A 25,138-nucleotide genomic window follows, 5' to 3' on the forward strand; every position below is an offset into this window, starting at 1 on the left:
TAGATCACAGGCTGCCAAAAGGCAGCCTTTTTTATATCTGTGCTCTTTAAAAATAACTCCAGGCATACAGGAACAAAAAATATTTTTGCTTACATTTATTCTGATAAACTTAAATGGGAAATAATGGAATTTTTAAAAGATCACTCTATTCAAAATGAATTACTGCTCATTTTAATCTCCGTAATCCTGGGAGTCCTGATCGGGGCAGAGCGGGAATACAGGAATAAATCGGCCGGTTTTCGGACCTTTATTTTAATATGTTTCGGAACCTGCCTGTTTACCATTCTGTCCATTAAGATCGGCGTTGATGATCCGGACCGGATTGCGGCCAACATCATCACCGGAATCGGTTTTCTGGGTGCCGGCGTGATTTTTAAGGGAGACACTAAAATCGACGGGATTACCACCGCAACCACGATATGGGCCACCGCTTCCATTGGGATGGCCGTAGGTTCAGGCTATGTATATTTAGCTGTTTTGGGAACGCTTCTGGTATTGTTGATTTTAAGTTCGCTCACCTATTTTGAGAGATTGATTGATAAGGAACATAAGATCCGAGAATACAGGATCACGGTTGCCAATCATTATGATATGGCATACTGTAAGGATCTTTTTGAAACACATCATTTGAAACACATTATTTCGCAACAGAAATATGCCGAAGGCAGCCTGACAACCTCATGGATCATTACAGGAAAAAGCGCCAGCCATGAAGCACTGATGAAAAACCTGATGGAGGACGAAAGAATCATAGCCTATCAGTTTTAAAGAAAGAAACCTGATCGGCTATAGATCTGTGTGAGATTCGGATTGACCCCCGGAGTCTTATCTATAATTCTAAAGAATTCACAGGCTGGACAAACCTAAAACCCATACAGGATCCCAAAACTCACAATTTCTTTGTAAATTAGGCCAAAATTTTAATTATGACCAAAAAGATACTTCTGTCCGTATTCCTTTTGCCGGCTGTGATGACCTTTGCCCAGCAATATGGCGGAATGTGGATCCCAACGGAGCTGAATGAAAAAGAAATGAAAGAGCTGGGCATGAAAATCTCTGCAAAAGATATCTTCAATACCCAGAAGCCCAGCATCAAAGACGCTGTTGTGCAGTTTAACGGCGGATGTACAGCCGAAATTATTTCCCCTAAAGGATTATTGCTTACCAACCACCACTGCGGATACGGACAGATCCAGAATCATTCAACAGTCCAGAATGACCTTCTGACCAACGGTTTCTGGGCTAAAAATATGACGGGTGAATTGCCAAACCCCGGTGTAACCGTTGATTTTATTGTCGATATCAAAGAAGTGACCCCTCAGATCCTGGCCGGTACCGACAATCTTACCGAGCCTGAGCTTTCGAAGAAAATCACCAATAATATGGAGATCTATAAAAATGCTCAGAAAATACAGCCGTATCAGTCGGTTTCCGTGAGATCAATGTATTACGGGAATAAATTCTACGCTTTTACCATTGAGACCTATAAAGACATCCGTCTGGTAGGTGCCCCGCCGCAAAGTATCGGAAAATTCGGTTCTGACACGGATAACTGGGTATGGCCGAGACACACGGGAGACTTTTCTATGTTCCGTATTTATGCCGATAAAAATAACAAACCGGCAGAATATTCCAAGGACAATGTTCCGTATATCCCGAAACATTATCTTCCGGTTTCCATCAGGGATAAAAATGAAAATGATTTCACCTTCGTTTTCGGTTTCCCGGGAAGAACTACGGAATACCTTCCTGCCATTGCGGTTGACAAAATCATGAAAGAGATCGATCCGGCCAGAATTGCCGTGAGGGATGTGGCACTGAAAACTCTTGATGAAAAAATGCGTTCGGATGATGCCACCCGTATCCAGTACGCTTCCAAATACGCTTCCGTAGCGAACTACTGGAAAAAATGGATCGGTGAAGTGGAAGGCCTTAAAAAATCAAATGCAGTCGCTAAAAAAACCACTTACGAAAATACTTTAGCAGCTAAAAATATACAGGTTAAAACCACACTGGATCAGCTGAACCAGCTTTACACTGACCAGGCACCTTATGCACTGAACAATGCCTATTATACGGAAGTACTCAGAAATGCCGAAACACTGGCTCTTGCTAATCTGTATTCCAATTATATCACTGCCGTAGAAGCAGGTAGAATGGATGAAAAAGGCACCCATTCTTTCAAAAGCAGACTGACTTCATTCTATAAAGATTACAATCCGGAGCTGGATGCTAAAGTAACAGCCAAGCTTTTAGCTTTGTATGCCAATAAAACAGGACCCCAGTTTCTACCGTCAGGTTTCGATCAGTATAAAAATGAAGCACAGAACCTTCAGAAGCTTGAAGACCTTTCTAAAAACTCTGTGGTTTCCGGAAGGTCCGAGGTAAACGGGGCTTCTCTAAGCAAAGATATTGACAAGGCCTTCTCCAATCAGGACAAACTGATCAAAACCCTGAAAAAAGATCCTGTTTATCAGCTTTTCATGACCATGAAGGAAACGTATGCTGCAAAGGCAGACCCTCAGTTCACGGCTTTGCAGACAAAAATCGATGCCCTGCAGAAAACCTATATGGCCCAGCAGATGGCAACCGATAAAGACCGTAAGTTTTTCCCGGATGCCAATTCCACCCTGCGGGTGACTTACGGAAAAGTAAAAGGTTCTTCACCAAGGGATGCGGTTTCTTACAGCTACCAGACCCACCTGGCCGGCGTAATGGAAAAATATGTTCCGGGAGATTACGAATTTGATGTTCCGAATAAGCTTATTGATCTTTACCAGAAAAAAGATTTCGGAAATTACAAGGACAAAACCGGTGATGTTCCGGTAGGATTTACGGCGACCAACCATACGACCGGAGGAAACTCGGGAAGCCCGGCATTGGATGCCAACGGGAACCTGGTAGGCTTAAATTTCGACAGGCAGTGGGAAGGAACGATGAGTGACATCAATTATGATCCGCGCTTCAGCAGAAACATTATGGTGGACACAAAATACATCCTGTTCATTATCGATAAATTTGCCGATTCCAAATGGCTGATTGACGAGATGAAAGTGGTGAAATAATCCCATTTTGTCTTACTGCATAAATTTTCGGCCGCTCCAAAGGAGCGGCCGAAAATTTTATATTAATATCCGAAAATATCTTCCAGGCTGACTTCCTTAAAAGTTCCCATCTGACCGGCAGCTTCCCGGTTGAGGTTTTCCCTTTTCCCGATAATGGCAGTATTGAACTGAACGGATTTTATCTCAGCATCATAAAACGCTTTCAGGTTTTCAAATTTCAGATTTAAAATCTGGCCATAAATATCTTTCCTGAAATCATAACTGATGCCTATTTTTTTCAGCTTTAAGGTATTGAAGAAAATATTGGTCCTGGTAACGCGGGTAGAAGCAATCTGCTTCAGGGCTGCATTCCGGGCATTCTCAAACTGGGCAGGCACTTCCGGCAGCTCGGCCATCAGCTCAGCCATTGTATCCACGGCAATCTGGAGCTTGTCCGGCTGTGTCCCGATATAGGTGGTAATATAGTCGTGATGCCCCAGTTTGGCATTGGGAGCGTACGACACATAGGCAGAATAGGCCAGGCTTTTGCTTTCACGGATTTCCTGGAAAACAATAGATGAAAGCCCTCTTCCGAAATATTCATTGAAAACGTTGATTTTCCCGAAATTACCTGTATTCACCTCATTTCCGCGTCCTACCTTGCTCATTTCCATCTGAACCATATCATAGTCGGTAAAATAAACATTTCCGGCAGTTTCCGGCTCGGGATAAGTTCTCGGCTCAGGGATCTGCAGGCTTTCCGGTTCAATATAATCCGGAATATAGGTTTTGAAATGTTCGAAATCCTTGCCGTAGAAAAAGAGCTGGTAAGGATATTCGAATAAAGCTTTTATCCTGCCGGTGAATACTTCTGCGCTGCTTTTTTCAAGTTCCTCTTTGGAAACAATATCGGTGGATCGTGAAAAGGCACCCAGCTTGGTATAGTTGGTCAAAGCTGTCATGATCCGGTTTTTATCTTTTTTTACAGCCGTACGGTTTTCCAGAATGTTTTCTACAAACTGGTTATAAATTTCCTGATCCGGCTTTACCTGCTGCATCCAGTGCTGAAGCAGCTTTATTCCCTGCTCAATATGCTCCTCCAGGCCGTTCAGGGTAATCAGAAGCTGATCGCTGCTGGTTTTAAAGTCATTGCTTATCCCGATCTTGAAAAATTCATTTTTCAGGTCTTCGGGTGAGTACTGTTCAGTCCCGAGATACTGCAGAAGCTGAGTAGCGATTACCAGATTCCTGTCGTGATCGCTTCCCATAGGAAATATGAAATGGACCTGCGCCATATCATTGTACTTATTTTTAACAAAGCTTACCTGCTTTCCTTTAATGGTTTCCTTCTGAATTTCTTTATCATAATCTATAAACTCGGGCTGAATATCTGCTGTTTTTTCAGCCAGAATTTCTTTCAGAAAATCAGATTGTGCTTCCCTGTTGATTTTTATAGGGGTAATTCCCGGGTTGTCAACACGCACCAGCTGATCATTAATTCCTTTTTCCTTATATACCGCTACATAATTATCCCTGAAAAATTCACGGGCAAAAGCAACAACATCCTCTTTGGTAAACTGTGCATATTCATCCATTTCATTCAGCTCCTCTTCCCAGGTTCGGCCCTTAATGTAGGTATCATACAGATTAGTAGCCAGCCCGTCTGCCGTTTCCAGAGATTTTATTCTTTGCAGCTTAAAATCATTGATGATAGCAGGAAGCATCCAGTCCGGGAAATCACCGCTTTTCAGCCGTTCAATTTCTTTCATGACCATATGTTCAGCTTCTTCCAGGATCTGATTTTCCTTAGGGACCGCCAAAACGGAAAAATAACCGTATTCCTTCAGGCCAACCGAATAGGCCTGCGCCCAAAGCATTTTCTGGGTCTGGTTGATATGCAGGTCCAGCAGCCCGGCTTCTCCTCTGTTGCTTAAAATATTGGCCGCGATATCGGCAAGCATGGCTTCTCGGGTTCCGTAACTTTCAGTTCTCCAGGCCAGCTGGATCCTTGGTGTGGTAGGACTTTTTACTGTTCTCCTTACAATTTCCGTAATCGGCTGCTCGGTTATCGGTATCTTTTCCGGAAGTTTTTTATAAGGAAGTGCCCCAAAATACTGATCTATAAGCTGGATTGTCTTCTCAAAATCCAGGTCGCCTACCAAAACCACAGCATAATTATTGGGAACATAATAATCATCAAAATACTTATGGATCGCCTTCATGGAAGGGTTTTTCAGGTGTTCCGCTTTTCCTAAGGTCGTCTGCTGGCCGTTCGAATGGTTCGGGAACAAAGCATCCATCATTTCGTACTGTACCAGTCTTGAGTCATTATCCTGCGCACGGTTGAACTCTTCATATACCGACTCAAGTTCCGTATGGAAGAGACGGAGCACCAGTTCCGAAAACCTTTCGCCTTCAATCTTCAGCCATTTTTCCAGCTCGTTGTTCGGGATGTTGTTTTTATAGACCGTTTCATCAAACCACGTATGGGCATTGGTCCCGGAAGCACCCAGGGAAGAAATGACCTTGTCGTATTCATTGGCAATCGCATACCGGCTGGCTTCTTGGGAAATTTCATCTATTTTTTTATAAATATCTGCTTTTTTCGCACCATCCGGTTCTGCTTTATGCTGTTCATACAGGTCTGAAATCCGGTCCAATAGCAATTTCTCCTTTTCCCAGTCCTGGGTTCCGATTCTGGAAGTCCCCTTAAACATCATATGCTCAAGGTAATGGGCAAGCCCCGTATTGTCGGCAGGGTCATTATTGCTTCCCGTTCTTATCGGGATGTAAGTCTGGATTCTGGGAGCATCTGAATTTTGGGCAAGGAAAACCTTCAGCCCGTTTTTCAGGGTATAAACCCTTACTTTATTTTCGTCATTGGTGACTGTGGTATATTCATAGCTATTGGGATCAGTGTGGACTGTTTCTTTGTATTTTTTTTCCGTCATATTTATCATTTCATTATACACTCAAAGCTGAGGTATACAAATGTAAGCAATCGTAACATAATCGGCATCGTTTTTAAGACTAATGCATCTATAATCATCATTTGTAAAAAATAAAACTAAAGTTTCCGTTAAACTGATTACCCATTATTTCGGGAGCTGTTTCCGGCTATCCGCTCATACTCCTCGCGCCTCTGCATACCCCTTCCGGCTGTGGGGTAACCGCTTCTATCCGGGCTAGGGTAAAAGGCCGGTATATAAAAACACCTCAGCGTAGGAATCTGTTTCCGGATATTATGGTTTCTACCAAAGCCGGACAGATTTTAAAAACATGCAGGGGCTGGCAGATCTTACCGAATAAATTCGATAAGTTTGCATCAGTTTTCCAAAAAAATGCACCATGTCCGGAACCATTCTGATCATCGATGATGAAATCAAGCTTCTTAAACTTTTGGGAATGATCCTTTCCCAGGAAGATTTTAACGTAAAACAAGCGTCAACAGCCCGTTCGGCAATGATCATGCTGGAACAGTATGAATTTGATGTGGTCTTAAGCGATGTCCGCCTCCCCGACGCGTTCGGAGTCGATCTGATCAAATCTGTCAAGGCAAAATACCCTCACCTGGAAATTATCTTAATGACGGCTTTTGGCAACATTACGGATGCTGTTCAGGCAATGAAAAACGGAGCCTATGATTATCTGGTAAAAGGCGATGATAATGAGAAAATTATCCCTTTGGTGTATAAAGCTCTGGAAAAGGTCAAACATAATAAATCCGGGATCATTCAAAAAAGCACGGCCCAAAAAGGATTTGAAAGTATTATCGGAAGTTCATCACTGATCGTTCAGGCTAAAAAACTGGCGGAAAGAGTCGCACTGACAGATTCCACCGTTCTTCTGACCGGAGAAACAGGAACCGGAAAAGAAGTTTTTGCCAATGCCATTCATGAAGGCAGCGACCGGAAGAAAAACAGTTTTGTGGCCATCAACTGCTCTGCTTTCAGTAAAGAAATCCTGGAAAGTGAACTTTTCGGGCACAAAGCCGGGTCGTTTACGGGAGCGGTAAAAGATAAGAAAGGCCTTATAGAAGAAGCCAACGCCGGAACTTTATTTCTGGATGAAATCGGTGAAATGCCTGTAGAATTGCAGGCCAAACTGCTTCGTGTCCTGGAAACCAAAGAATTTATCAAAATGGGCGAGACAAAAGTTTCAAAGTCCGATTTTAGATTGATTGCCGCCACCAACAGAAATCTTGAAGACGAAATAAAACAGGGGCATTTCCGTGAAGATTTATATTTCAGGTTAAATGTTTTCGAAATTATGCTTCCTCCGCTCCGTGAAAGAAAAGAAGATTTAAAAGCACTGGCTAAAAATTTTGTTGATGTCTTCTCTCAAAAATTACATTTGTCCTCCGTCCAGGTTTCTCCGGAGTATTATAAAGCTTTGGAAAAAAACGACTGGAAAGGCAATATCCGTGAATTGAGAAATACCATTGAAAGGAGTCTGATCTTAATGAACGATAACGTTTTAGACCCAGAAAACCTTCCTCATTATTCTGAAAAACCTGCTGCAGAAAATGATTCTTTAAGTATACGGTCGTTGGAAAAAGAACATATTTTAAAAGTTTTGCAATACACCAAAGGCAACAAAGCGGAAGCTTCAAGATTACTTGAAATCGGTATTGCCACGCTGTACCGTAAATTGGAAGAATATCATTTGAGATAAAATTAAACCCTATCATTTTAATAACGAGCCTATCATTCTGATAGGCTTTTTTGATTTTTGGCACTACCCTAAAACCATATAAGTTACTATCAATAAAACACTTAAAACAAAAATTCATACAATGGACTTCATTTTGGCATCACTGGTTCAGAATAAAATATTTAAAAAATGACAGTTTCAGGAAAAATGTTTAAAAAACAGGAGCACTCGACAATCAGCCAACTGATCGTTCCGTATGCAGTATTCACCGTTTCAACTTTAAATACAGGGGTATGATAACAGTTGTTTTAATCCTTCTGTGTGCAGGAATGTTCTGGCTCTTATACAAATCCGTTGAATTCTTTGATCAAATATAAAAACTATGTGGAGTTTATTTTTCCTTTCCCTGCTCGCCTTTGGGTACATCTGCTATGTCTTAATGAAACCTGAAAAATTTTAACCAACAATCATGAATACAGAAATTTCAGGCATTATTGCCATGTTTGCCGTTACATTGGTCATCGGTATTTTCTTAGGAAAATATATCGCTGATGTTTACGGGTATAAAAAAAACCTTTCAGACAGAATTTTTCAGCCGGTTGAAAATTTAATTTATAAAATCTCAGGCATCAACCCCGACAGGCAGATGACCTGGAAGCAGAATATGTATGCCCTGCTGACTATCAATGCCGTCTGGCTTATCTTAGGATTTTTCATTCTGTTAAACCAGTCGTGGCTTCCTCTCAATCCTGATGGCAATTCCGATATGTCCCCAGACCTCGCCTTTAATACGGCGATCTCTTTCCTGGTCAACTGTAATTTACAGCATTATTCGGGCGAAACGGGAGTGAGTTATCTGAGCCAGCTGTATCTTATGTTCCTGCAGTTTGTAACGGCCGCTACCGGAATGGCTGCAATGGCTGTGCTGTTCAGGGCCTTTAAGGAAAAAACGACTACAGAACTGGGGAATTTTTACGACTTTTTCATCAAATCCGTCACCAGAATCCTGGTTCCGATCAGTATCGTAGTGGCATTTATTCTTTCCGCCAGCGGCAGCCCGATGACCTTTGAAGGCAAAGACCATATTACGACACTGGAAGGGCAGAATGTTGAGGTCTCAAGAGGCCCGGCAGCAGCTTTTATTGCGATTAAGCATCTGGGAACCAACGGCGGCGGGTTTTTCGGAGCCAACTCGGCACATCCGCTTGAAAACCCGAATTACCTGACCAATATGACTGAAATGGTCACACAGATGATTATTCCTTTTGCATTGGTATTTGCGCTTGGGTTTTATTTAAAGAAAAGAAAGCTCTCATGGACAATTTTTACAGTCATGACCATTGGTTTTCTGGCATTGACCGTTCCGAACATAATCAATGAAACCAATGGAAACCCGCTGATTACCCAAATGGGAACTGATTCGCATCTCGGCGCTATGGAAGGCAAGGAAATCCGCTTTGGAAGTGCGGCCTCGGCCTACTGGAGCATTGCCACAACCGTGATCTCAACAGGCTCTGTGAATGCCATGCACGACAGCACCATGCCGCTTTCCGGAATGAACCAGCTGCTCGCCATGATGATCAACTGTTTCTATGGCGGTTGCGGTGTCGGGATTCTCAACTATTTTATCTTCATCATTCTTGCCGTGTTTATGAGCGGTCTGATGGTCGGGAGAACCCCTGAATTTTTAGGGAAGAAAATTGAAGCCAAAGAAATGAAGATCGCCATGATTATAGCCCTGTTCCATCCGTTCCTGATTCTTGTAGGGACTGCACTAACAGCTTATTTCCCGGAATTCGGAGCTAAAACACTCAACAATACCGGATTCCATGGATTCAGCGAAATGCTGTACGAATTTACCTCGTCTTCCGCCAATAACGGTTCCGGATTTGAAGGCCTGGGCGACAATACACCCTGGTGGAACATTTCAACAGGAATGGTGCTGCTGTTTTCAAGATTCATCCCGATTATCGGCCCGATTGCGATTGCAGGATTACTGGCCGGTAAAAAATACATCCCGGAAAGTGCCGGAACCCTTAAGACAGATACCGCCACCTTCGGATTTATGACCTTGGCCGTCATTCTGCTGATTGCCGCCCTGTCATTCTTCCCGGCGCTTACTTTGGGACCGATAGCAGAACAAATCCAATATTTTTCCAAATAAAAATTAAACAATTAAAACATCAGATTTATTTAAGAAGTTAAAGATTAAGCTAATCGTAATCAGATTATAAGCTTAAAATATTAAGAACATTCCTTGACTCAAACTTTAAACTTTAAATAAATCTTAATGGTTCAAATAAAAATCATTCAAAGCAATGAAAAATCAATCACAGACATTGTTTCAAAAAGATCTGGTTAACGAAGCCATTCAACAGTCTTTCGTCAAGCTGAATCCTAAAATCATGTTTAAAAATCCGGTTATGTTCCTGGTGGAAATCGGAACGGCGGTTATGCTTATCGTAAGTATATTCAGCTTAACGGGAGATCATTCCCAAGGGAGCTTTATTTATAATTTCCTGGTATTTATCATCTTATTCTTTACGGTCTTATTTGCCAATTTCGCCGAGGCCATTGCTGAAGCCAGGGGGAAAGCCCAGGCCGACACGTTAAGAAAAACACGTGAAGAAACACCGGCCAAACTGATTATCAATAACAAACCGGGATTCCAGGTGGAAACTTCATTAAAAATGTCCGCCGAAATGAAACTCGGAGATATTTTCCTTTGTGAAACAGGCGACCAGATCCCCATGGACGGCGAAATTATCGAAGGACTGGCAACGATCGATGAATCAGCAATTACAGGTGAAAGCGCACCCGTTATCAGAGAATCCGGTGGAGATAAGAGTTCTGTAACAGGCGGTACAAAGGTACTTTCGGACAGAATAAAAGTGAAAGTCACCACAAAACCGGGTGAATCCTTCTTGGATCAAATGATCGCTCTCGTAGAAGGAGCCTCAAGACAGAAAACACCCAATGAAATCGCACTAACCATATTATTAGCCGGATTTACGCTGACTTTTATCATCGTTACCGTTACCTTGAAACCTTTTGCAGATTATTCGCAGACGCCGATTACCATCGCGGCATTCATTTCACTTTTCGTTTGTCTGATTCCGACAACGATCGGCGGCCTGCTTTCTGCGATCGGCATTGCAGGGATGGACAGAGCTTTACGAGCCAATGTTATTACCAAAAGCGGTAAAGCCGTTGAAACGGCGGGAGATATTGATGTCTTGCTTTTGGATAAAACAGGGACCATCACTATTGGAAACCGGAAAGCCACCCAGTTTCACCCTGTCCACGGAACCGATCCCGATGAATTTATCAAAGCCTCGGCACTCAGTTCTGTAGCAGATGAAACGCCGGAAGGAAAATCCATCATCGAATTAAGCCGGTTAAAGCCTGAAGAATTGCTGGTTCCCAATCCTGTTTATATTGAATTTACCGCTGAGACCAGAACTTCAGGGATTGATTTTGAAGATACAAGGATCCGGAAAGGCGCGTATGATACCATTAAAAAGATTACCGAAAAAGCAGGGAATATTTTCCCGCCGGAAACCCAGGAAGCCGTAACCAGGATCTCTGAAAACGGAGGAACGCCGCTGGTTGTTTCCGTTAATGAAAAGGTCTGGGGCGTGATTGAGCTTCAGGACATCATTAAAACCGGAATTCAGGAACGCTTTCAGCGGCTGAGAAAAATGGGGGTAAAAACCGTGATGGTTACCGGTGACAATCCTTTAACGGCCAAATTTATCGCTGAAAAAGCCGGCGTTGATGACTTTATTGCCGAAGCCAGGCCGGAAGATAAAATGAACTACATTAAAAAAGAACAACAGGAAGGAAAGCTGGTGGCCATGATGGGCGACGGAACCAATGATGCGCCGGCCCTTGCGCAAGCCGATGTCGGGGTTGCCATGAACAGCGGAACGGCGGCTGCCAAAGAGGCGGGAAATATGGTCGATCTGGATAATGATCCTACAAAATTAATTGAAATTGTAGAAATCGGAAAACAGCTGTTGATGACCCGCGGGACGCTTACCACATTCAGTATTGCGAATGACGTGGCGAAATATTTTGCCATTATCCCGGCGCTCTTCATTACGTTTATCCCCGCACTTCAGAAGCTGAACATCATGAATCTTCACAGTCCGGAATCTGCCATTTTATCGGCGATTATTTTTAACGCGGTCATTATCCCCGTTCTGATTCCGCTGGCGCTAAAAGGAGTGGCTTACAAACCGATCGGTGCCAGCGCATTGCTGAGAAGAAACCTTCTGATCTATGGTTTGGGCGGGATAATCGCGCCGTTCATCGGCATCAAATTGATCGATTTGTTTATCAGTTTATTCTTTTAAAATTTAATTAAATGAAAAATCATATTTCATCAGCATTAAGATTGACTCTTGTCATGCTCGTTATTGTAGGACTTTATTTAGGCTTTGTCTATGCCGGCTCCAAAATATTACCGACCGGCGGAAATGCAGAAATCATCCATTATAAAGGTCAAAAATTCTACGCCAACATCGGCCAGGATTTTAAATCTCCCAAATATTTTCATGGCAGGCCTTCCGCTGTGGATTACAATGCCGCAGGAAGCGCAGGAAGCAATAAAGGGCCCAGCAATAAGGAATATCTGGAAACGGTCCAGAAAAGAATCGATACGCTGAAAATGCAGAATCCGGGAATGGAAAATATAAAAGTTCCCGTAGACCTTGTTACGGCAAGCGGAAGCGGTCTGGATCCTGATATTTCTGAGGGCGGAGCATTTTATCAAGTAAAAAGAATTGCAAAAGTGAGAAATCTTTCTGACCAGAAACTCGAAGATCTTATTAAAAATCAGACAGAAACACCTCTTTTCGGACCGTCTAAAGTAAATGTTTTGAAATTGAATATTGCTTTGGATAATTTAAAATAATAACACATTGTTATCAATATTTATATAATGAAATCAACAACCATTCAGGCTATTTTTTTATTGGGATTTTTTGCTTTCCATCCCATAAATGCACAGGAAAATAAGAAAGATTCAGTTTCCTTGCAACCTAAAGATTCTTTAATTACAAATGATTCTAAAATTCCTTTTGACGGCTACGATCTGACGTGGATCAACGGACAGAACCGCCAGACCGATTTCCCTTTAACCTTAAAAGACAAAGATGGAGAAACCATTTTAACAGGTGTAACCTATGTAGATGCCTATTATAACCATGATTTCCGTAATCCCAAAGATAATACGCATACTGTTTCTTCTGCCATCGGCCGTTCCAATGAATTTACCATTAATATGGCGAGTATCGGTTTGGAAACCAACTACAAAAATATGATCGGCCGTTTATGGTTACAATACGGGCAGATGGGTTCTATTGTTCAGGATCTGGACGGAACCGTGAATCATGGTAAAAATACCAGTGTCAATAATTTAAAAAACATCAGAGAAGCTGCCGCAGGTTATCATTTTAACGTAATGCACGGTTTGAATGTGGAGGCCGGGATTTTCATGAGTTACATCGGTCTGGAAAGTTATGTGCTGGGTGAAAACTGGAACTACCAGAGAAGTTTGGTCTGCGATTTTACACCTTTCTATTTTCAGGGAGCAAGAATTCAGGCGTATCCTTCAAAAAAATATAAGGTTGAACTTTGGTTGTTAAACGGCTGGCAAAGTTATAATTCATGGAATAAAGGTCTCGGATTGGGCGTTTCCAATTATTACCGTCCGAATGAAAATCTTCAGTTGGTGGCCAACTTTTATGTCAACGGGAAAGACACGAGAAATAATCCCGATGTCCGCCGTTTTCACCATGACCACAGTATTGTGGCAAGATATTTCCACAATAAAGAAAGTAATGGATTGTCACAGGCTGCGTTCAGCATCAACAACCATTACGGGTTCCAGAGCGGAGGCGGTGTGAAGGCAAAAGACAATTACATGATGGGTACCTCTATTGCCAACAGGTTGTGGTTTCATCATAATAAAGTGGCTTTATCTTTAAGAGCCGATGCCATTTCAAACCCGGGTGCTTATCTGGCATTCTCCCCTTCTCCGGTTGTGAATAATGATTTTAATGATGCTCTGGCAAAAGGAGAAAAACTGAAAATGTTTCAGGGAACGGCCACTGTTGACCTCATGCCGAATCAATTCGTGACTTTCAGATTGGAATACGGATTCAGAAAAAGCAATATCCCTTATTTTGCAGGGCCTGAAGGAACAACTAGTCCCGATGGATGGATTGACACGCCGGTTGACTCATGGAGACCGGATTTAAGAAAATCGGACAGCAGATTAACATTGGCTGTAATGTTCAGACTTTAACTGACAAAATAAATTTTAATACTTACTAAGGGCTCGAAATAATTAACCTTAATTGTTTCGAGCTCTTAAAAACAATTAACCATTGCTAAAAAGAAATTTGAAAATGAAAAAGTATATTGTCACTGGGCTTATGTTGGGTATGTTTTTTCCGAAGGCACAGTCTTCGGATTCGATGAAAATTGGCAATAAGATCACCTTTTCTGCCTATGCAGAGCTTTTTTACAGTTATGATTTTAATGAACCGGCTAATCATCACCGTCAGGATTTTCTATATTCATACAACCGTCACAACGAGCTGAATCTTAATTTAGGACTTGTTAAAGCTGCTTATAAAAGCGAAACCCTGCGCGCTCATTTTGCTTTGATGGCAGGAACTTATGCACAGGATAATATGGCAGCAGAGCAAGATGCTTTACGGTATGTAAACGAAGCCAATATTGGAATTAAAATTTCAAAAACAAAAAACCTTTGGATTGATGCCGGAATTATGCCTTCCCATATCGGTTGGGAAAGTGCCATTGGAAAAGATAATATCAACCTGACAAGGAGTCTTGCTGCTGAAAATTCGCCTTATTTTGAAACAGGAGCCAAAATTTCTTATTCTTCTGATAACGGAAAATGGTTTTTAAGCGGATTGGTTTTAAATGGCTGGCAAAGAATTGCCAAACCGGAAGGCAATCAAAGTATTTCTTTCGGACATCAGGTGACTTACACACCAAATGAGAAAATCACATTAAACAGCAGTTCATTCATTGGAAATGACAAATCCAAAGCAGAGAAAAAAATGCGCTATTTTCATGATGTGTACGGAAGTCTTCAATTAACAGAAAAACTTTCTACAGTTTTAGGTTTCGACATCGGAGCTGAACAGAAATTAAAAGGAAGCAAACAGTATAATATCTGGTACACTCCAAATATATTGATGAAATATCAGCTCGATAACAAATGGACTTTGGCCGGAAGACTGGAATATTACAACGACAAAAATGGGGTTATCATCAATACAAAAACACCCAATGGATTTCAGACTTTTGGATATTCTTTGAATGTAGATTATGCGATCTTAAAAAATGTAGTATTCCGTACAGAGGCAAGAGGTTTTACTTCTAAAGATGCGGTCTTTGTCAAGAATGATGAACTTAAACAAGGAAACTTTTTCATTACAACAAGTCTTTCAGTCTGGTTTTAATTAAGCTGTAAGGCCGTTGCTCGCTTTATCTGCTTTTAGTTTGCAACAATATTTATGTTTCAGAAAATACAATTAAAAAGAATTAAATCCATGCCTTCAGCACAAGATTTTTTAGAACTGATTCAGAAATCCCGGAAGGGAAAATTTAAAATTTATATCGGGATGAGCGCAGGCGTAGGAAAGACATTCCGTATGCTTCAGGAAGCCCATGTTCTTTTGCGGAATGGTATTGACGTGAAAATCGGCTATATTGAAACCCATGGCCGGGAAGAAACTCAGGCACTGGTTGAAGGCATTCCGGATATTCCAAGGAGGTCCTCTTTTTATAAGGGTAAAAATCTGGAGGAAATGGATCTTCAGGCCATTATCAATAGTCATCCCGAAGTGGTTCTCGTGGATGAACTGGCCCATACCAACATTGAAGGTTCAAAAAATAAAAAAAGATGGCAGGATGTTCTGGATATTCTCGACAGCGGAATTAACGTTATCAGTGCCATGAATATTCAGCATATTGAAAGCTTAAATGAAGAAGTAAAAAAAATAACAGGAATTGAAGTTACAGAACGGGTTCCTGATAAAATTTTAGGACTTGCCGATGAATTGGTAAATATCGATCTAACGGCCGATGAATTGCTGACCAGACTGAAAGAAGGTAAAATCTATAAAAAGGAAAAAATCCAGACCGCTTTGCAGAATTTTTTCCAGAGCGGCCATATTCTGCAGCTCCGTGAACTGGCTCTAAAAGAAGTAGCTACCCACGTTGAAAAAAAAGTGGAGACAGAAATTAAAACGGAAAACTTTAAACCCGTGAAATTCCTGGCCTGCATCAGCAGCAACGGGAAAGTGGCCAAGAATATTATCCGCAAAACGGCTAGACTCGCCAGTTATTACAACAGTCCGTGGACGGTTCTGTACATTCAGAGGCCCTCGGAAAGCCTTGAAAAAATTGCCCTTGACAAGCAGCGTTATCTGATTAATAATTTTAATTTAGCGCAGGAATTGGGTGCGAAAGTCATGCGCATGAAAGAAAGCAGCGTCCACAAAGGGATTCTGGAGTATGTCATTGAACATAACATTACTACGGTCTGTATGGGAAAGCCTCACGCGGCATTATGGCGGAACATTTTCGGCTACAGCTGGATGTACACCCTGATGAACCGGCTGAATGAACGGCAGATTGATATTATTATTTTATCCTGAATTGATGAAACTAAAAACAAAACTTACCTTAGGCGTCGGTCTCCTGTTTTTACTGATTGTCCTGCTTTCAGTAATAGGCTCTGTATATATCAACAAATTAAAATCGGATACGGAGAAAATCCTTACCGCTAACTATAACAGTATCGAGTTCTCTAAAAATATGCTGCTGGCTCTGGATAAGATCTCGTCTGACAGTGCCGTGGCCATCAAAGATTTCAGGAAAAACAGCATCCTGCAGGAGAAAAATTTAACGGAATTCGGTGAAAAAGAAGCTACCCAGAACCTTAATTTACATTTTAAGGGTTATCTTCAACAGCCTACCGGTGAAAAGGAAAAACTGATCCGGGAAGATCTGGTTACCATTATGTCGCTGAATATGAAAGGCATCGAACGAAAAAGCGACATTGCCATCATTACGGCTGAAAATGCCACCTTCTGGATCGTCAGCCTGGGAACAGTATGTTTCCTGATTGCCGTGGTTTTATTGGTCAATTTACCCCAGACCATCGCCGAACCTATTAAGCAGCTTACGTTCAGTATCCGGCAGATTGCGGATAAAAATTATAATCAGCGGGTTCATTTTAAAGGAAGTGAGGAATTTAACGACCTTGCCCATTCTTTTAACGTCATGGCAGAAAAGCTGCAGGAATATGAAAGCAGCACGCTTTCAAAGCAGCTGATGGATAAAAAGCGCATTGAAACGCTGGTAAACAACATGCATGATGCGGTGATCGGGCTGGATGAGCGTCATTACATTTACATGATCAATGACGAAGCCCTGAAAATTACCAACCTTAAAAAAGAGGAAATCATCGGAAAGACCGTCCATGAAGTGGCGGTGAATAATGATCTGGTAAGAGAATTATTAAAGAATATCGATCATCCTGTAAAAGAACCCATTAAAATTGTTTCGGATAATAAAGAAAACTATTTCGAGCAGGAAATCATCCCGATCAATATTGTAAAAACCGGTGAAAAGGAAAGAAAAAACATCGGTAAAGTGATTCTGCTCCGGAATATTACCCCTTTTAAAGAACTGGATTTTGCCAAGACCAATTTTATTGCCACCATCTCACATGAACTTAAAACACCGATTTCTGCGATAAAAATGGGGGTTCAGTTATTAGGAAATCAAAAATTCGGACCCTTGAACGGACAGCAGAAGGAATTGTTAGACGGCATCAATGAAGATGGCCAGCGTTTATTAAATATCACCGGCGAATTATTAAATTTATCACAGGTTGAAACAGGAAATATCCGCCTGAATATTGAAAACTGTTCTCCAGAAGAAATTGTTCATACTGCGATAAAAAATGTTATAAAATTAGCCGAACAGAAAAATATCTCAATCAATTCTCAAATTATCCTGAATGAAAATGACCTTGTTTCTGCAGATTTTGACAAAACCGTCTGGGTCATGAATAATTTCCTGAGCAATGCCATCAAACATTCTTTTCAGGATGAAAATATCCAGATTTTGGTTGAAAGAACTGATTTAAACATTCGGTTCAGCATTACGGATACTGGAAAAGGGATTGATGAAAAATACCACCGCCAGATTTTCGACCGCTATTTCCAGGTTCCGGGTGAGCATCAGAACGGCACTGGGCTCGGACTTGCGATTTCCAAAAATTTCATCGAAAAACAGCACGGTGAAATCGGCGTAAAAAGTTTACCCGATCAGGGAAGCACTTTTTATTTCGTGCTGCCTTTGGCTTAAATAAATTTTCTACATTTGATAAATGGCAATTTATCAGTTTAGATTAAACTTAATTCCACGAAAAGGAGTTATTCATGAGTTTGGATTTATTCCTAATTAATTAAAAATCAACACTCAGGAAAGAGAAGATCATTATTATCTTGAAAAAGATAAATTATTAGATTCTGCTGATTTTTTCTTAGATGCTTTAACGATAAATTTTTGGGATTCAGCAGAAATTCTTCCAACAGAGATAATTTATTACATCAATAAATTGTTTCCCAGAAAACCTGTAAAAAGTATGTCCGATTATTATTACTGGAAACATTATAAAAGAATGAGTGACAGTACGATTGATCATGATGCTTCATTAGATTTAACTAAAAATGGAAAGATAAAAGAACTTCATTTTCGGGCAGACTTAAGAGAACCACATTTAACATTCTTAACCGGATTTATTGAAATTGCAAAAAAGTATGATTGCCTTTTGCTGGACATACAGGGAAACCTGATATCACCGGAAGAAAAACAGGTATATAAATTAATAAAACTTTCAAACAGCTATAAGTTTCTCACCAATCACGAAAAGTTTTTAAATGATTTGAGTCATCTTTAAAACTTTAAATAACAGTTAGAGATGCCAGGCAATATACATCATAAAGAAATTTGCGGTAAATTTGAATACTACTAAAAACATGATGACCACAATACCTGAAAATTTCACAGAATTTCTCTACTGGATAAAAAGAGAAACAGAAACTTTATGGAGCAAAAACCCTGATTTGCATCATTTTGAAAAATGGCTTCATGGTGCCGAATGGATAGGGATGAGCGATACACAGATCAACCAGGCTGAAGAAAAATATTCTATAAAATTCACTCATGAACATAAAGAATTTTTAAAGGTTTTGCATGCTGTTGACCGCAGGGAAAAGCGTGAAGATACAGATGATAACGGAGAAATTATAGTGAATGAATATCCTTTTTTCTATAATTGGCTGGAAGATAATGAAGAAATTATTTACAGGCTGCAATATCCTTTTGAAGGTATATTACATAATGTAAAAAACCATGCCATGTGGTTAAAGTCCTGGGGTGGAAGACCTGACAACGAAGCAGAGCTAACAGAAAAATTTACTGATATTTACCGTCAATCCCCAAGGTTGCTTCCTCTGCATGCTCATCGTTTTCTGGTAAGTGATCCTTCTTTACTATATAATCCGGTACTGTCAATCTGGGGAGCAGACACAATCATTTATGGGTGGACTTTAAAAACATATTTAATAAACGAACTCAAATATTATCTGGATATTTGGAAAACTGTATATGATGAAGAGGACCGGCAATATTATTCTGATCTTAATGATGAAGCCAGAAAAACACATGATAATGATTACCAATATGACCCATCTAAAAAAATTCCTTTTTGGCAGGAGATTATCTTAGATTATAATCAATCCTGGTCAAGTTTTGGCTTGAAAAACCCTCCTAACCTTACTTAGAATCTCTTAAAAAGAGTTCTGGTAATGACAGCAAAAACAAAATCATTTAAACAAGTCAATGGATATTCTAAAATAAAAAATAATAATTGTAAATAGGCTAAATATATGCGCATATACTGATTAATCAAAAGAAAGAATATCGCTTGTTTAGAATATCTCTTATGAATGCAAACCATCTAAAATCAATTGCAAAACCCCTGAAAAACCATTTGATATCCCAAAATAAACTAATTTAGATTTTAATTTTGAAAATGACAGCAACCTTTTTCCTGAAACAGGAAGAGTTCCGCAACTGGCTTGAAAAGAAGCATCAGACAGAAAAAGAACTGTTGGTCGGTTTTTACAAAGTCGGGACCGGAAAACCATCGATGACGTGGTCCGAATCGGTGGATCAGGCGTTGTGTTTCGGCTGGATTGACGGTGTGAGAAGATCAATTGACGAAGAAAGCTACAGCATCCGTTTTACGCCCAGAAAACCGACGAGCATCTGGAGCGCCGTTAATATTAAAAAAATGGAAGCACTGAAAAAAGCCGGCTTAATGACTGAAGTCGGGCAAAAAGCTTTTGAACTCAGAAAAGAGGAAAAGTCGGCCATTTATTCCCATGAAAAAGGGCTTGCCACGCTCGATCCTGAACTGGAAAAACAATTCAAATCCCATCCTGAAGCATGGAAATTTTTCAACAGCCAGGCTCCCTCTTATATAAAAGTCATGCTCCACTGGATCATGAGCGCCAAACAGGAGAAAACAAGGGTTTCAAGACTGGAGAAAACCATTCAGGTAAGTGAACTGGGAAAAAGAATGACATAGCTGTAGTATGACTAAATTTATTATTTTTTCACTCTTTATTTTTGAGTTTTCAAATTTGTGTTTATTTACATTATTCAGAAACAAAAATCAAAAAATGAAACCGATCAATATCATACGGAAATGCATCAGATCTCTCCATTATCTTAGGCCTGTATCTTATTTCCAGAGACTTCCCAGCCTTTATAACAGATCATTTTATTAAAAATATCTGATCTTTAGCTCTTTTAAATCTTGTCATTACAGGTTATTTTTTCATGTTTTCTGCTATTAATTCACTTATCGAAAAAATTCTTATTGTGCAGGGTTATTTTACGTATATCTTTATATTTTCTATTCTTTTATCATCTCAAGCGTCATTTATTATTTTTCCGTTATGGTTCTTATGATGGTCTTAACCCTGGATTACTTTTAAAAATTATCATAACTTTGGCGTTCAAAATAAAGAATCAGTCAATGAATACAGATACATTAGATTTTTGGATAGGAAATTTCAACAGTGAAGAGGACTTTTATGATTTTGTAGAGGAAGATGAAAACTATTATCTTCTGGAAGAATCTGATGACACCTATATTTCAAAGTTTGCCGAATCGCAGGATACCGTGTGGCTGGACCATGATTTTGTAGAATATGGTTTTGAGGACGGAGACCGGACATTTTATGAAAAGTTTTCAGACTATTCATTTGCGGAACAGTGGTTGCCTATTTTGCTGAACCGGATCAATGAACTCAATCTGAAATCTGACATCAATTCAATTATCTTTTTAAACAGAGGCCAGATTCCGAAGCCTGTTTCCGTAGAGAATGAAACGTTTTCCTTAACGTATGTGGGAGGAATTGAGTTTAGTGTTTAAAATAGAGAAACTGAAAAAATTGTTCAGCCTGAAATTGTTCGATAAGAATATCCTGTCTATTCTTATATTCATAAAGAAAATATCAACTTAAAAAATGACGATGATTTCAAAAAAGCTTCTGATCCTCAATATTATTGTTCTGATCTTTGTTTTTTGTGCCTATACTCTGGGAACAGCTTTTATTAATTACCCTTGGATCATGGATTTTTGGAGCTATATCCGGCTGAGTGATACTATTTATCTTTTTATTGTACTGGCTTTTCTTGCTTTAGTTTCATGGATGATCAGTACTTTGAAAATTAAAAATCTTACTGCAAAAAACAAATTCCTTTTAATCTATACTCTATTGTGTGGCTTACTGCTTGGTTATTTAATCTATACTTCCATTGATGCTTATCATTCAGCTGAAAAAGTGATTACACAAAGAGAGAATGAATACATCCATCAGGCAGAAGAAGATATTAAAAATGACAGCGTTGTATTCAGATTTGCCGGAGGTTTTGCCATTGCTAATGACCTAGACGGAAAAATTGATAGTATAGAACACGGATATGGAATCCATTATCAAAATACAGGCTGTATCATTGATGCTGTTGAAACCAAAGGGCATAAAAAGTATAAAGAAACCGTACAACAATACCTGGAAAAGAGAAATGGTAAAGGCTGGGAAGAGCGAATGAAAAGAGCTATTGAAAAAATACAATAATATTTTACTCTTGAGAAATAGAAATAACAAAACTTTCACTAATCAATGAAAGTTTTGTTATTTCTATTTTAAGGTTATTAACTTAATGTGCTTCCAGCCAGTTGTCCCCTACGCCCACCTCAACCAGCAACGGAACCCGGGTTTCAATGGCGGCTTCCATTTCCATTTTAATAATATTGGTAGCAAGTGCTACCTCATCAACCGGAGATTCGAAGACCAATTCGTCATGAACCTGCAGCAGCATTCTGGTCTGCAGTTTTTCTTTTTCCAGTTCTTTCTGAATTTTAATCATGGCCATTTTCACCACGTCTGCGGCACTTCCCTGTATCGGTGCATTTACCGCGTTTCTTTCGGCATGTCCCCTTACCACAAAATTTCCGGAATTAATATCTTTTAAATGACGTTTCCTTCCTAAAATGGTTTCCACATACCCGATTTCGCGTGCTTTTTTTACCTGTTCCGCCATATATTCCTTTAAATTAGGATAGGTGGCAAAATAGGCTTCGATCATCTGCTTGGCTTCGCTTCTGGACAATCCCGTCTGTTCAGCCAATGCAAAAGCACCCTGGCCGTAGAGGATCCCGAAGTTCACGGTTTTTGCCTGTCCTCTCTGGGTTTTGGAAACTTCTTCCAATGGAATATTAAATAACCTGGCTGCGGTAGAAGCGTGAATATCTTCTCCGTCCTGAAACGCTTTGATCATGTTTTCCTCACCGGAAATTTCGGCAATCAAACGAAGTTCGATCTGTGAATAATCGGCAGAAATGATCTTTTTCCCTTCTCCGGCAACAAACGCTCCACGGATCTGCTGTCCTCTCAGCGTCCGGATCGGGATATTCTGAAGGTTGGGATTCACGCTTGCCAGACGCCCTGTTGCAGCGGTGGTCTGCGAGAAATTCGTATGTACGCGGTTATCCGTCTTTTCAATCTGTGACGGCAGTGCATCGACATACGTCGATTTTAATTTCTGATAGGTCCTGTATTCCAGGATATGCTTGATGATTTCGTGTTTTGAAGACAGTTTCTGAAGAATATCTTCCGAAGTGGCATACTGGCCGGTTTTGGTTTTTTTTGCTTTCGGGTCCAGTTCCATTTTTTCAAACAGGATTTCTCCCAGCTGTTTGGGTGAGTTCATATTGAATTCTTCCCCGGAAAGCTCAAAAATCTTTGATTCCAGCTGCCTTAGATCATTTTCAAGGTCAATGCTTTCCTGGGCCAGCCATTTTTCATCGAGTGAAATCCCGGCGAGTTCCATTTTAGCCAAAACTTCCATTAAAGGCATTTCTATGTTAAAGAAGAGATCTTCCAGGTTTTCCTTTTTCAGCTGCGGCGCAAACAATTCATACAGCTGAAAAGTTACATCGGCATCCTCCGCAGCGTAATCTGTCTGTGTCCTGAGATCCGCATCCCTGAAATTACCTTGGTTTTTCCCTTTTTTGCCGATGATGGTTTCAATGGAAACGGGTTTATAGCTCAAGTACATTTCTGAAAGGTAATCCATTCCATGCCTTCCGTCCGGATTCAGAAGGTAATGCGCGATCATGGTATCGAACATGGCGCCTTTTACGGTAATATGGTACCGCTGAAGGATTTTGTAATCAAATTTTAAATTGTGGGCGACTTTTACCAGGTCTTCTTTCTCAAAAAACGGCCTGAAAATTTCCAGGGTCTGTAAAACTTCACTCTGATCCTCCGGTAAAGGAATATAGTACGCCAGCCCTTTTTTATAAGAAAAACTCATTCCTACCAGTTCGGCTTCCAGCTCATTGAGTGAAGTGGTTTCTGTATCAAAACATACTACCTTTTGTTTAAGTAGGTTATTCACCAGCATCTTCTGGGCCTTCGGATTATCAACAAACTGGTACAGGTGGTCGTTGTGCTCAATGGTGGATTTTGTAGCCGTTTCCTGCTCCAGTTCTTCATAAGTGGCAAAAAGATCCAGCTGACCCACGGCTTGGGCTACTTTCTGCTGAGGAGTTTCCGCTGCTTTGATTTCCGCTTCTGCCGATACAGCAGTTCCGGTTGCAGCCGGTGCAAAAGCCCTGTACAGGTTTTCATAGAGCCTTCTGAATTCAATTTCATCGAAAACCTCTTTTACTTTTTCAAAATCGGGAGTATCAAGGTCATATTGTTCCTGATGGAATTCCACCGGTACATCACAGATAATAGTAGCTAATTTTTTAGACAAAATTCCTCTCTCTGCGGATGCCTCCACTTTTTCTTTCAGTTTTCCTTTGAGTTCGTGGGTATTGGCTAAAAGGGTTTCAATATTTCCGTATTCTTTAAGGAATTTCATAGCGGTCTTTTCACCTACCCCTTCAAGCCCCGGAATATTATCCACGGAATCGCCCATCATCGCAAGAAAATCGATTACCTGTTTCGGGTTTTCGATCTGGTATTTGGCTTTTATTTCTTCAACACCGAGAATTTCCACTTCGCTTCCTTTCAGTCCCGGCTTGTATATTTTAATTTTATCCGTCACCAACTGGGCAAAATCTTTATCCGGGGTTACCATAAAAGTGGTATAGCCTTCTTTTTCAGCTTTACAGGCAATGGTTCCGATCACATCATCCGCTTCATAGCCCGGCACACCCAAAATAGGGATATGCATCGCCTGCAGAATCCTGTGAATATATGGGATGGCTGCCTTAATTGCTTCCGGTGTTTCGCTCCTGTTCGCTTTATACTCAAGAAAATCCACGGTTCTGATGCTGGCTTCCCCTACATCAAAAACAACCGCCAGATGGGATGGCCTTTCTCTTCTGATGAGCTCAATCAGGGAATTGCTGAATCCGAAAATCGCAGAAGTATCCAGCCCTTTACTGGTAAGCCTCGGGTTCCTGATCAGTGCATAATATCCTCTGAAAATCATTGCATAGGCATCAATAAGAAATAGCCTTTTATCTTGTGTCGCGTCCATATTTTTCATAAAGAACAAATATAAGAAATTAGTTTTCTTTTTCCCGAAACTACCTTCGATGGAAATGGATTTAACAGTTTATCTAACAGGAAGTGTGATAAGAAATTTGTATTGAAGTTTTGAAAGGATTCATGTGAAAATCTGATGTTGTATTAAACTAAGCACTGACTTCATAAAGTGTAAACAGAATGTTTATTGCAGTATGCCTTAGGGATTTTTATTCATTTCTGCACGGTAATAAAAAAAGACTT

17 protein-coding genes are annotated in these 25,138 nt (G+C 40.4%); 15 read left to right on the top strand and 2 right to left on the bottom strand.

Annotation, left to right across the window (positions count from 1 at the left end; translation table 11 throughout):
- Positions 1–123 precede the first annotated feature (123 nt).
- Both H561_RS0118195 and H561_RS0118200 read left to right on the top strand, forming a co-directional pair.
- Positions 124–768, top strand: coding sequence for an MgtC/SapB family protein (locus H561_RS0118195; protein ID WP_027388297.1), 645 nt, complete (start codon positions 124–126; stop codon positions 766–768).
- A 158-nt stretch (positions 769–926) separates the two neighbouring features.
- On the top strand, positions 927–3,065 hold the full coding sequence (locus H561_RS0118200; RefSeq protein WP_027388298.1) for a S46 family peptidase: 2,139 nt from the start codon (positions 927–929) through the stop codon (positions 3,063–3,065).
- A gap of 62 nt (positions 3,066–3,127) precedes the next feature.
- On the opposite strand, the gene H561_RS0118205 is transcribed toward H561_RS0118200, so the two are convergent.
- Positions 3,128–5,995, bottom strand: a complete 2,868-nt coding sequence (locus H561_RS0118205; protein ID WP_027388299.1) for a M16 family metallopeptidase — start codon at positions 5,993–5,995, stop codon at positions 3,128–3,130.
- A gap of 397 nt (positions 5,996–6,392) precedes the next feature.
- Between H561_RS0118205 and H561_RS0118215 the strand changes: the two genes are divergently transcribed.
- From H561_RS0118215 to H561_RS0118280, 13 genes are all read left to right on the top strand, one after another.
- Positions 6,393–7,718 carry a sigma-54-dependent transcriptional regulator gene (locus H561_RS0118215; RefSeq protein WP_027388300.1) on the top strand — a complete coding sequence of 442 codons (1,326 nt, stop codon included), beginning with the start codon at positions 6,393–6,395 and terminating at the stop codon, positions 7,716–7,718.
- Between the two features lie 448 nt (positions 7,719–8,166).
- Positions 8,167–9,861 (top strand): potassium-transporting ATPase subunit KdpA, encoded by a 1,695-nt coding sequence (gene kdpA / locus H561_RS0118225; RefSeq protein ID WP_027388301.1) that lies wholly within the window; start codon positions 8,167–8,169, stop codon positions 9,859–9,861.
- Positions 9,862–10,015: 154 nt separating this feature from the next.
- Positions 10,016–12,055 (top strand): potassium-transporting ATPase subunit KdpB, encoded by a 2,040-nt coding sequence (gene kdpB / locus H561_RS0118230; protein WP_027388302.1) that lies wholly within the window; start codon positions 10,016–10,018, stop codon positions 12,053–12,055.
- A gap of 11 nt (positions 12,056–12,066) precedes the next feature.
- Positions 12,067–12,615 (top strand): potassium-transporting ATPase subunit C, encoded by a 549-nt coding sequence (locus tag H561_RS0118235; RefSeq protein WP_027388303.1) that lies wholly within the window; start codon positions 12,067–12,069, stop codon positions 12,613–12,615.
- A 27-nt stretch (positions 12,616–12,642) separates the two neighbouring features.
- Positions 12,643–14,010: an outer membrane beta-barrel protein gene (locus tag H561_RS22820; protein ID WP_051349447.1), complete on the top strand. Its 1,368-nt coding sequence runs from the start codon at positions 12,643–12,645 to the stop codon at positions 14,008–14,010.
- A 103-nt stretch (positions 14,011–14,113) separates the two neighbouring features.
- Positions 14,114–15,199 (top strand): porin, encoded by a 1,086-nt coding sequence (locus tag H561_RS0118245; protein ID WP_027388304.1) that lies wholly within the window; start codon positions 14,114–14,116, stop codon positions 15,197–15,199.
- Between the two features lie 90 nt (positions 15,200–15,289).
- Entirely contained in the window at positions 15,290–16,399 is a 1,110-nt protein-coding gene (locus H561_RS0118250; protein ID WP_027388305.1) for a histidine kinase, read from the top strand.
- A 4-nt stretch (positions 16,400–16,403) separates the two neighbouring features.
- On the top strand, positions 16,404–18,119 hold the full coding sequence (locus tag H561_RS0118255) for a sensor histidine kinase (RefSeq protein WP_027388306.1): 1,716 nt from the start codon (positions 16,404–16,406) through the stop codon (positions 18,117–18,119).
- A 316-nt stretch (positions 18,120–18,435) separates the two neighbouring features.
- Positions 18,436–18,714, top strand: a complete 279-nt coding sequence (locus H561_RS0118260; protein WP_155845849.1) for a hypothetical protein — start codon at positions 18,436–18,438, stop codon at positions 18,712–18,714.
- A gap of 79 nt (positions 18,715–18,793) precedes the next feature.
- Positions 18,794–19,600: a hypothetical protein gene (locus H561_RS0118265; RefSeq protein WP_155845850.1), complete on the top strand. Its 807-nt coding sequence runs from the start codon at positions 18,794–18,796 to the stop codon at positions 19,598–19,600.
- A gap of 251 nt (positions 19,601–19,851) precedes the next feature.
- Entirely contained in the window at positions 19,852–20,409 is a 558-nt protein-coding gene (locus tag H561_RS0118270; protein ID WP_027388309.1) for a YdeI/OmpD-associated family protein, read from the top strand.
- Between the two features lie 453 nt (positions 20,410–20,862).
- On the top strand, positions 20,863–21,261 hold the full coding sequence (locus tag H561_RS0118275) for an immunity 22 family protein (RefSeq protein WP_027388310.1): 399 nt from the start codon (positions 20,863–20,865) through the stop codon (positions 21,259–21,261).
- 100 nt (positions 21,262–21,361) lie between these two features.
- Positions 21,362–21,967: an FEKKY domain-containing protein gene (locus H561_RS0118280; RefSeq protein WP_155845851.1), complete on the top strand. Its 606-nt coding sequence runs from the start codon at positions 21,362–21,364 to the stop codon at positions 21,965–21,967.
- Positions 21,968–22,049: 82 nt separating this feature from the next.
- On the opposite strand, the gene polA is transcribed toward H561_RS0118280, so the two are convergent.
- Positions 22,050–24,887: a DNA polymerase I gene (polA, locus tag H561_RS0118285; protein WP_027388312.1), complete on the bottom strand. Its 2,838-nt coding sequence runs from the start codon at positions 24,885–24,887 to the stop codon at positions 22,050–22,052.
- Positions 24,888–25,138 lie beyond the last annotated feature (251 nt).

Origin of the sequence: Chryseobacterium gregarium DSM 19109, assembly GCF_000430845.1 — a bacterium.
Taxonomy (GTDB): Bacteria; Bacteroidota; Bacteroidia; order Flavobacteriales; family Weeksellaceae; genus Chryseobacterium; species Chryseobacterium gregarium.

Bases quoted from the DNA above. Each gene is read 5' to 3' on its own strand.
- H561_RS0118195 (WP_027388297.1), top strand. From the start codon at position 124: ATGGAATTTTTAAAAGATCACTCTATTCAAAATGAATTACTGCTCATT.
- H561_RS0118200 (WP_027388298.1), top strand. From the start codon at position 927: ATGACCAAAAAGATACTTCTGTCCGTATTCCTTTTGCCGGCTGTGATG.
- H561_RS0118205 (WP_027388299.1), bottom strand. From the start codon at position 5,995: ATGACGGAAAAAAAATACAAAGAAACAGTCCACACTGATCCCAATAGC.
- H561_RS0118215 (WP_027388300.1), top strand. From the start codon at position 6,393: ATGTCCGGAACCATTCTGATCATCGATGATGAAATCAAGCTTCTTAAA.
- kdpA (WP_027388301.1), top strand. From the start codon at position 8,167: ATGAATACAGAAATTTCAGGCATTATTGCCATGTTTGCCGTTACATTG.
- kdpB (WP_027388302.1), top strand. From the start codon at position 10,016: ATGAAAAATCAATCACAGACATTGTTTCAAAAAGATCTGGTTAACGAA.
- H561_RS0118235 (WP_027388303.1), top strand. From the start codon at position 12,067: ATGAAAAATCATATTTCATCAGCATTAAGATTGACTCTTGTCATGCTC.
- H561_RS22820 (WP_051349447.1), top strand. From the start codon at position 12,643: ATGAAATCAACAACCATTCAGGCTATTTTTTTATTGGGATTTTTTGCT.
- H561_RS0118245 (WP_027388304.1), top strand. From the start codon at position 14,114: ATGAAAAAGTATATTGTCACTGGGCTTATGTTGGGTATGTTTTTTCCG.
- H561_RS0118250 (WP_027388305.1), top strand. From the start codon at position 15,290: ATGCCTTCAGCACAAGATTTTTTAGAACTGATTCAGAAATCCCGGAAG.
- H561_RS0118255 (WP_027388306.1), top strand. From the start codon at position 16,404: ATGAAACTAAAAACAAAACTTACCTTAGGCGTCGGTCTCCTGTTTTTA.
- H561_RS0118260 (WP_155845849.1), top strand. From the start codon at position 18,436: ATGAGTGACAGTACGATTGATCATGATGCTTCATTAGATTTAACTAAA.
- H561_RS0118265 (WP_155845850.1), top strand. From the start codon at position 18,794: ATGATGACCACAATACCTGAAAATTTCACAGAATTTCTCTACTGGATA.
- H561_RS0118270 (WP_027388309.1), top strand. From the start codon at position 19,852: ATGACAGCAACCTTTTTCCTGAAACAGGAAGAGTTCCGCAACTGGCTT.
- H561_RS0118275 (WP_027388310.1), top strand. From the start codon at position 20,863: ATGAATACAGATACATTAGATTTTTGGATAGGAAATTTCAACAGTGAA.
- H561_RS0118280 (WP_155845851.1), top strand. From the start codon at position 21,362: ATGATTTCAAAAAAGCTTCTGATCCTCAATATTATTGTTCTGATCTTT.
- polA (WP_027388312.1), bottom strand. From the start codon at position 24,887: ATGGACGCGACACAAGATAAAAGGCTATTTCTTATTGATGCCTATGCA.